At 58.9% G+C, this 6,502-nt stretch carries 3 protein-coding genes and 2 pseudogenes; 3 read left to right on the top strand and 2 right to left on the bottom strand.

The genetic code is table 11. The features are described 5' to 3' along the window. Positions 1–677 precede the first annotated feature (677 nt). From EN879_RS19885 to EN879_RS39045, 3 genes and pseudogenes are all read left to right on the top strand, one after another. Positions 678–4,211: an autotransporter domain-containing protein gene (locus EN879_RS19885; RefSeq protein WP_082826570.1), complete on the top strand. Its 3,534-nt coding sequence runs from the start codon at positions 678–680 to the stop codon at positions 4,209–4,211. 243 nt (positions 4,212–4,454) lie between these two features. Further along, a pseudogene (locus EN879_RS40045) lies at positions 4,455–5,138 on the top strand (integrase); the annotation flags it as partial. Positions 5,139–5,254: 116 nt separating this feature from the next. Beyond that, complete coding sequence (locus EN879_RS39045) at positions 5,255–5,491, top strand: hypothetical protein (RefSeq protein WP_063169293.1); 237 nt, start codon at positions 5,255–5,257, stop codon at positions 5,489–5,491. Positions 5,492–5,652: 161 nt separating this feature from the next. Here the strand turns inward: EN879_RS39045 and EN879_RS19900 are convergent. After that, a pseudogene (locus EN879_RS19900) lies at positions 5,653–5,853 on the bottom strand (SMC-Scp complex subunit ScpB); the annotation flags it as partial. 93 nt (positions 5,854–5,946) lie between these two features. After that, a complete protein-coding gene (locus EN879_RS19905; protein ID WP_095769041.1) occupies positions 5,947–6,207 on the bottom strand; it encodes a hypothetical protein in 261 nt (86 codons plus the stop codon). Between the last annotated feature and the right edge of the window lie 295 nt (positions 6,208–6,502).

Below are 6,502 nucleotides of genomic sequence, written 5' to 3' on the forward strand. Positions count from 1 at the left end.
CATCTGCAACACCTCGCGCTTCTCCTTGACGTTGCTATAGAGATCGTAGATTTCGCCAATGTCTCCGGTGCGGGCTCACAGCCCGTCCATATAGCCGCCAGTCTGCTGCCTTCGAGTGGCCCATGTTGGCCGCGGCCAGGAAGTGGCGACGATTGAAAGGACAAAATCAGTTGCCGAAACTCATCGCAGGTGACGGTCTGGTGGCAATTTGGGCACATCTTGTGTCTCGTCGCCAGTAAACACGGATGCCCGGCAGGAGCTGAGCTCGCTGCCGGCGGAAATCGTAGAGCGCCAGCGACGCATTCTGATCTTTCGTCAGGCAGTCGACCGCCTTGGCATACGCCTCGGCCTCCATCTCGATCGACCTGAACCGGTATCTTGTGCGCCATCCGGACGATCTGGGAAAGCTTGGCCGGGCCGGCGCCTTCCCAGGCGCACGGGAAGCGCGACGACCCATGTGGACCTTGGATTTCACTCCGCACTTACGCTGCTTTGGCCTTGTCAGCAGCCTGAGCATAAAGCGTGCTCAGCTTTCAGGCCGAGCACTCATCCATTGTTGACAGCACCTGTCGTCATTCAGGATCGCCCCATTCTCGCAGGCCGCTTGCAGCTTTCAGGCTGTTGTCAGCCAGGGCCGCCATAAAGGGTCTCGTTAAACAATTCAGGAGGCCGTTCCAATGAACAATCAGTTTGCGAGACTTTTTCGAGGACCAGGTATGCAGGCTTGTTTCAGGACAAAGAACTTTCTGGCGGCAACCACCGCGATGACGACGGTATTCCTGCCGGCTGTGTCTCTCGGGGTGGGTCTGGTAGCATTTCCAACTGGAGAAGCGTTGGCCGACGACCCGATTTCGATCCCGCTGGAGTATGTCGGGGAAGGCCATGACCGCCTGGGCATCTGGGCCAAGATCAACAATGGCAACGCGCAGCGATACGTATTCGACACGGGCTCGGACCAGCTCAACACGCAGATCGGGTCAGAGGTGACCGGGGTCCGCCCGATTGCCGACACGCCTTACGTATATACGTACGGGGACGGAACGTATGGTAATAAGCTTCAGAACGTGGAAATTGATAAATTTACATATGTCGATCCAGATCAAAAGATAACAATCGACGGGCCGTCTGTAAGCGATAAGAAATACCGGGCTGCTCGCATTCTCGATTTTGTCTATACCCATGCGTATTGCAAGGACAACAATCTTAAGTGCACGCCGGGATCCGTGACGGATGGACTTAAAGATATGTATGGTCAGGATCTCCAAGAACCTTATCACGCCGATAAGGAGCAGCGGGCGAAAATGACCGCTGGCAAGATGGCAGACGAAGGCGGCGATTTCGCAGGTACATTCGGGGCCGGCGATTTTCTTGGCAAGACAAGTGTCTGGGGCATGATGGGCAGTGTCACCAGGTCTGGCTACGTGGTCTCCGCCAATGTGAATCCGGATTCCGAGAGCGACCAAACGCCTGGCTGTTCCCCCTGCACGATTGTCAACCTCAATCCAAGCCTCCGGGCCCAATATACTAATGCCATGCCATGGGGAGAACCCGAGGAAAAAGATCAGGATTCTTATCAGAATTTTCCTGGCTCTGGCGCCAATGCCTCGACCGAATACGAAGGCAGCTACAATCTGCAGTACACGGTTAAGGATGGAGCCCCACCAATCACCGACCCCAACAAGACCGCGGTATTGCTCGACACCGGCACACCGGGCGGTGGCAGTCTGGAGATCAGTGATGCGATGCTGAAGCAATTTCAGGATGCGGGCGTCAAACTTAAAAATGTTCGGAGAAATGAGCAACGCGAGATCGTAAGCGCATCGGGCAACATCCCGAGCGTTACAATCGCAGGAACGGATGGCGATCCGGTAAGGCTGGACAATATCGACTTCACCTACACCAGCGGCACGACGGAACAACCCAATGACCAGACCAGTTTTGTTGCCGGTCTTGACTTCTTCAAAAACAGATCGGTCATTTTCGATCTGGAGAAGAAGTATACCGCTTATACGTCACATTTCGTCACTGCCAGCAACTTCTCTACCGATTCATCCGCACCCGAAGGGACCGGTCTGAGCAGGATCACGACGAGCATGGGGAATGAGGGCGGGTTCGGCATAGCGGGTGTCGTCTCCGGCTCCGGATCGCTGACGCTTGATACAAAGACGGTGGTCCGGATGACGAATGTCAACACCTACACCGGCGAGACGAATATTGCTCAGGATGCCTATCTCTCGCTTGCGGGGCTCGGCAACATCCAACGGTCAGCGAAAGTCGTTGCAGACGGCACGTTCGATATCTCCGAACATGGAAATGGCAGCGACTATTGGGGAATCTCCGACGCCTACAACGATGCCCGTATTCGTAGCCTGAGTGGCAGCGGAACGGTCGAACTGGGCAAGCGTACCCTGGTGCTAACGGATTCGAACGACACGTTCGCCGGCAGCATCAACGACCTCGACGTTGATAACAATAATATGGGCGGCAAACTATTCGTTGCCGGTGGCGTGCAAACGCTGAGCGGAAAGAACAATTTTTCCGGCATGACGACGGTCGGTTCCGGCGCGGGATTGCTGCTTGCCGATACAGGTGTGCTTTCCCATGATGCGACCACGTCCGGCTTTCTCGGGAATGACGGGCAGATCGGGGGCACGGCTATCGCAAACAGCGGCGGTGTCGTCGCAGGCGGCGGCACCTACGGTGCGGTCACCATTTCCGAGGGCGGCACGGTCGCTCCTGGCAGTGCGACCGATCCGAGCAGGATCGTCACCACACTGACTGTCACGGGCGATTTCGCGCAGCAGTCCGGATCGATCTATCAGGTCGACCTCGCAAGGTCGTCCGATCTCATCGATGTTGGCGGAGCAGCGGCGATCGACAGCGGCGCGCAGATCGAGCTGCTGCGGCAGGGAACGCTATCGGTCGATGCCCGATATACTCTGCTCTCCGCAGCAGGCGGCGTAAGCGGCACCTATGGCGGGCTGACGGGGGCTCTGGCGACAGACGCGACGCCCTTCGTCGATTTCCAGCTCGTCTACGATGCCAACAATGTCTATCTCGATATCAGCCGCACATCGACGGCGTTTGCCGATGTAGCCAGCACCTTCAATCAACGCTCGGTCGCCGCAGCGGCTCAGGCGCTTGGAAGCGGTAATCCGATCCAGGACAACATCCTGTTCCTGACGGCGCCGGAAGCCCGCAACGCTTTCGATATGCTATCAGGCGAGGTTCATGCTTCCATTCATAGCGGCCTCATCGAGGACAGTCATTCTGTACGCGATGCCGCGAGCGAACGGATCCGTGCGGCGTTCGACGGCGTCGGTGCCTCCAGCGTTCCGGTGATGACTTATGGGCTGGGTGGTCTGGAACTGGCCCCGGCAACGAGTGAGAATTTCGCCGTATGGGGCCGTGGCTTCGGCGCCTGGGGTCATCTCGACAGCGACGGCAATGCCGCCGGTCTCGATCACTCGACAGGCGGCTTTCTGGCTGGCGGTGACGCGGCTGTCGGCGAAAGCTGGCGGCTCGGCCTCATCAGCGGCTACAGCCATACCTCCTTGGAGGCGGACGATCGCGCGTCGTCGGGCTCGAGCGAGAATTACCATCTCGGTCTTTTTGCCGGCACGCAGAACGGCAATCTCGGTTTTCGTTCCGGCCTTGCCTATACCTGGCACAGCATCGAGACCGGCAGGTCCGTGGTCTTTCCAGGCTTCGCCGACAGCCTTTCGGCCGATTACGACGCCGGCACGTTCCAGGCCTTTGGCGAGCTCGGCTACCGTATCAATACGGCTTCGGCTTCCTTCGAGCCCTACGCTAATCTCGCTTATGTGAATTTTGACGCCGATGGCTTCACCGAGAATGGCGGCGCAGCCGCCTTGTCGAGCGGGGATCGCTCGAGCGACACGGCGTTTACCACGCTAGGTCTGCGTGCGTCGACGGTACTGACCCTCGGCACCGTGACTGCTACCGCGCGCGGCGGTCTTGGCTGGCGCCACGCCTTCGGCGACGTCAGGCCGGATACCGCTCTTGCCTTTGCTGGCGGTTCCTCCTTCGCCATCAAGGGCGTGCCGATCGCAAAGAACGCAGCTCTGCTCGAAGCTGGGCTTGACGTAAACATCACCGAGAACGCGACGTTCGGCATCGCCTATCAGGGACAGATCGCCTCGGATGCCCAGACACACGGGTTCAGCGCCAAGCTCGGCGTCCGTTTCTAAATCACCCGCAAAAGAGATTGGTTATGAAGTCAGTGAGTGCATTTTCTTTTACCGTCGTTCTCGGCTCAGCGACGGTGATGTCTGTGTCCGCCGCGCGAACGGACGATGCCTGCTACAACAAGGCACAAAGCCTATGATGACGCAATGTTCAATCGACGACCTGAAGCCAGTCGATGGCGAGCTTGACAAGCTCTACAAGGAGATGGAGACCCGGCTCAAAGAGTCCCGGCGCATGTCCAGGAACTGGTCGAGACCGCGAGGGGCTACAACGCCACCTCGGAGAACACGCGCGACGCCTACCCCAAGGATTGGCGGCATTTTTCCTCCTGGTGCCGGCGCGCTGGCTTCGATCCCCTGCCTCCGGGCTCGAAGGTGATCAGGCTCAATATCAGCGCCTGTGCCTCGGGCACCGCCGCCGGCGATCCGAAGCGTGGCGCCCCTGCCCTTTAGTTTGCGACCATCGAGCGGCGGCTTTCCGGCCTCGCCTGGAACTTTACCCAGCGCGGCCGGCCGTTGGACCGCGCGGAGCGGCATATCTATAAGGTTCTTGCCGGCATTCGCCGCAAGCACGCAAAGCCACCGCGGCAGAAAGAGGCGGTCCTGGCGACGATCTGCTGGCGATGATCGCCACGCTCGGCCACGACCTCAGGGCCTGCGCGACCGCGCTATTTTGCTCCTGGGCTGTGGCGGCGGCCTGCGGCGCTCCGAGATCGTCGGTCTCGACGTCATGCGCGACGACAACAGCGATGGCGCCAGCTGGATCGAGATTTTTGACGGCAAGGGCTGCTGGTCACCCTGCGCGGCAAGACCGGCTGGCGCGAGGTCGAGGTCGGCCGCGGCTCCAGCGACCACACCTACCCCGTAGTCGCGCTCGAGAGCTGGATCCGCTTTGGCCGCATCGCACGTGGACCCCTGTTCCGCCGCATCTTGTCGATCAGGTCGATATAATACGAAAAAGCCGCCGCCATTCGGGACGGGCGTCGGCTATCATGTCCAGCCATTATGCGGCGAGCGGATAGCTTTCGCCGGACCAGGCAGAGAACTTGGCGGCAAAAGCCTTCATCTCGTCGACCGCGAATGTGGTGCGCGGTTGCGAACTCGACTTGCTGGGCGAGAGGGACCTCGCCGAGAAAGGCGCTGACATGAGCGGGATGCTGCTTGGCCAAATCGAGATCCGCAAAGCAATCGGCCAGCGCCGCGTCGTCCAGCTGTACGCTGCAGGGCGCGTTCACGTCGTCAAGACGGATGCCAAATGCTTGCTCATAATGGCCGCAAGGTAATCGTTTCGGGTCGGAGACACAAGTTGCCGCCTCCTTCGCCGTAGAGTGGCCCGATACAATCACGATCGATATTGCCACCTCTTATCGATAGTGATCGCATAGTTCCCTGATTCGACTCTCAACCGCTCATATCAAGCGATTACTTCCATGTATCTGCTGCGCTAGCCCGTCCTGGCCTTGGAGTGTCGCTCCTCACCTCCTCCACCACTCACCAGCCCGATGGGAGTATCGCCCGCCAGCAGCTTCTCCTTGCTGAGCAGCGCGGCAACCTCAATCGCCTCGAAATCGGGCAAATCCCGCAGTGTGTCGAGGCCGAAGTGCAACAGGAAGGTCTTGGTCGTGACGTAGGTGTAAGGCGTGCCAAATTCAGCGGGCAGGCAGACGTTGACCCACAACAATCAAGGGGACGGTGCAGGCCAAGATTGCGGCAGGGCTTGGGCCCCCCACCCTTCTCCTCAGAACTCCGCTGCTTCCAGCTGGCGGCTGAAACTCACAGGCGCAGCCAGCTTGGTCTCTAACAGCATCGATCGCATCATGGTGTCTGCCATGAATCCGTGTGCGTGAAGCGCTCCAGAGCGAAGATGTTGGGCGTCAACCAGGTTCACTCCAATGAGCTTCACTTCTCGAGTTCTGCACAGTGTCCACGACTGGCGCCGGAGGTTGATCCGGTGATTAGGAGGAGCACTCGTTGTCGGATTCTCGACGATGTCGGACATGTGACACAACGCTTCCAGAGCGATCGCATTGTTCCGAAACGATTTTCCCAGTTGGCACGAAGGTTGCGGCCCTATGCGCAAAAGCACTGCGATGCCGCACCGACTGGAAGAACTCATCAATGATCACGCTTTTCGAACATGTGGGCGCCGCTACCGACACTGAGCGTTCCCGAGCCGACGGAAGCCTCTATCCCTTCTTTCTGAAGGCTGTCCGGACATGAACGCATTTGATGTCCGTCCAACGCTTGATGCTCCCGACGACGATCCCTATGTCTGGCTTGAAGATGTAGAGGGC

Origin of the sequence: Mesorhizobium sp. M7A.F.Ca.AU.002.02.1.1, from assembly GCF_003998535.1 — a bacterium.
GTDB classification, from domain to species: domain Bacteria; phylum Pseudomonadota; class Alphaproteobacteria; order Rhizobiales; family Rhizobiaceae; genus Mesorhizobium; species Mesorhizobium ciceri.

Coding starts and splice junctions, on each gene's coding strand:
- EN879_RS19885 (WP_082826570.1), top strand. CDS start 678: ATGAACAATCAGTTTGCGAGACTTTTTCGAGGACCAGGTATGCAGGCT.
- EN879_RS19905 (WP_095769041.1), bottom strand. CDS start 6,207: ATGTCCGACATCGTCGAGAATCCGACAACGAGTGCTCCTCCTAATCAC.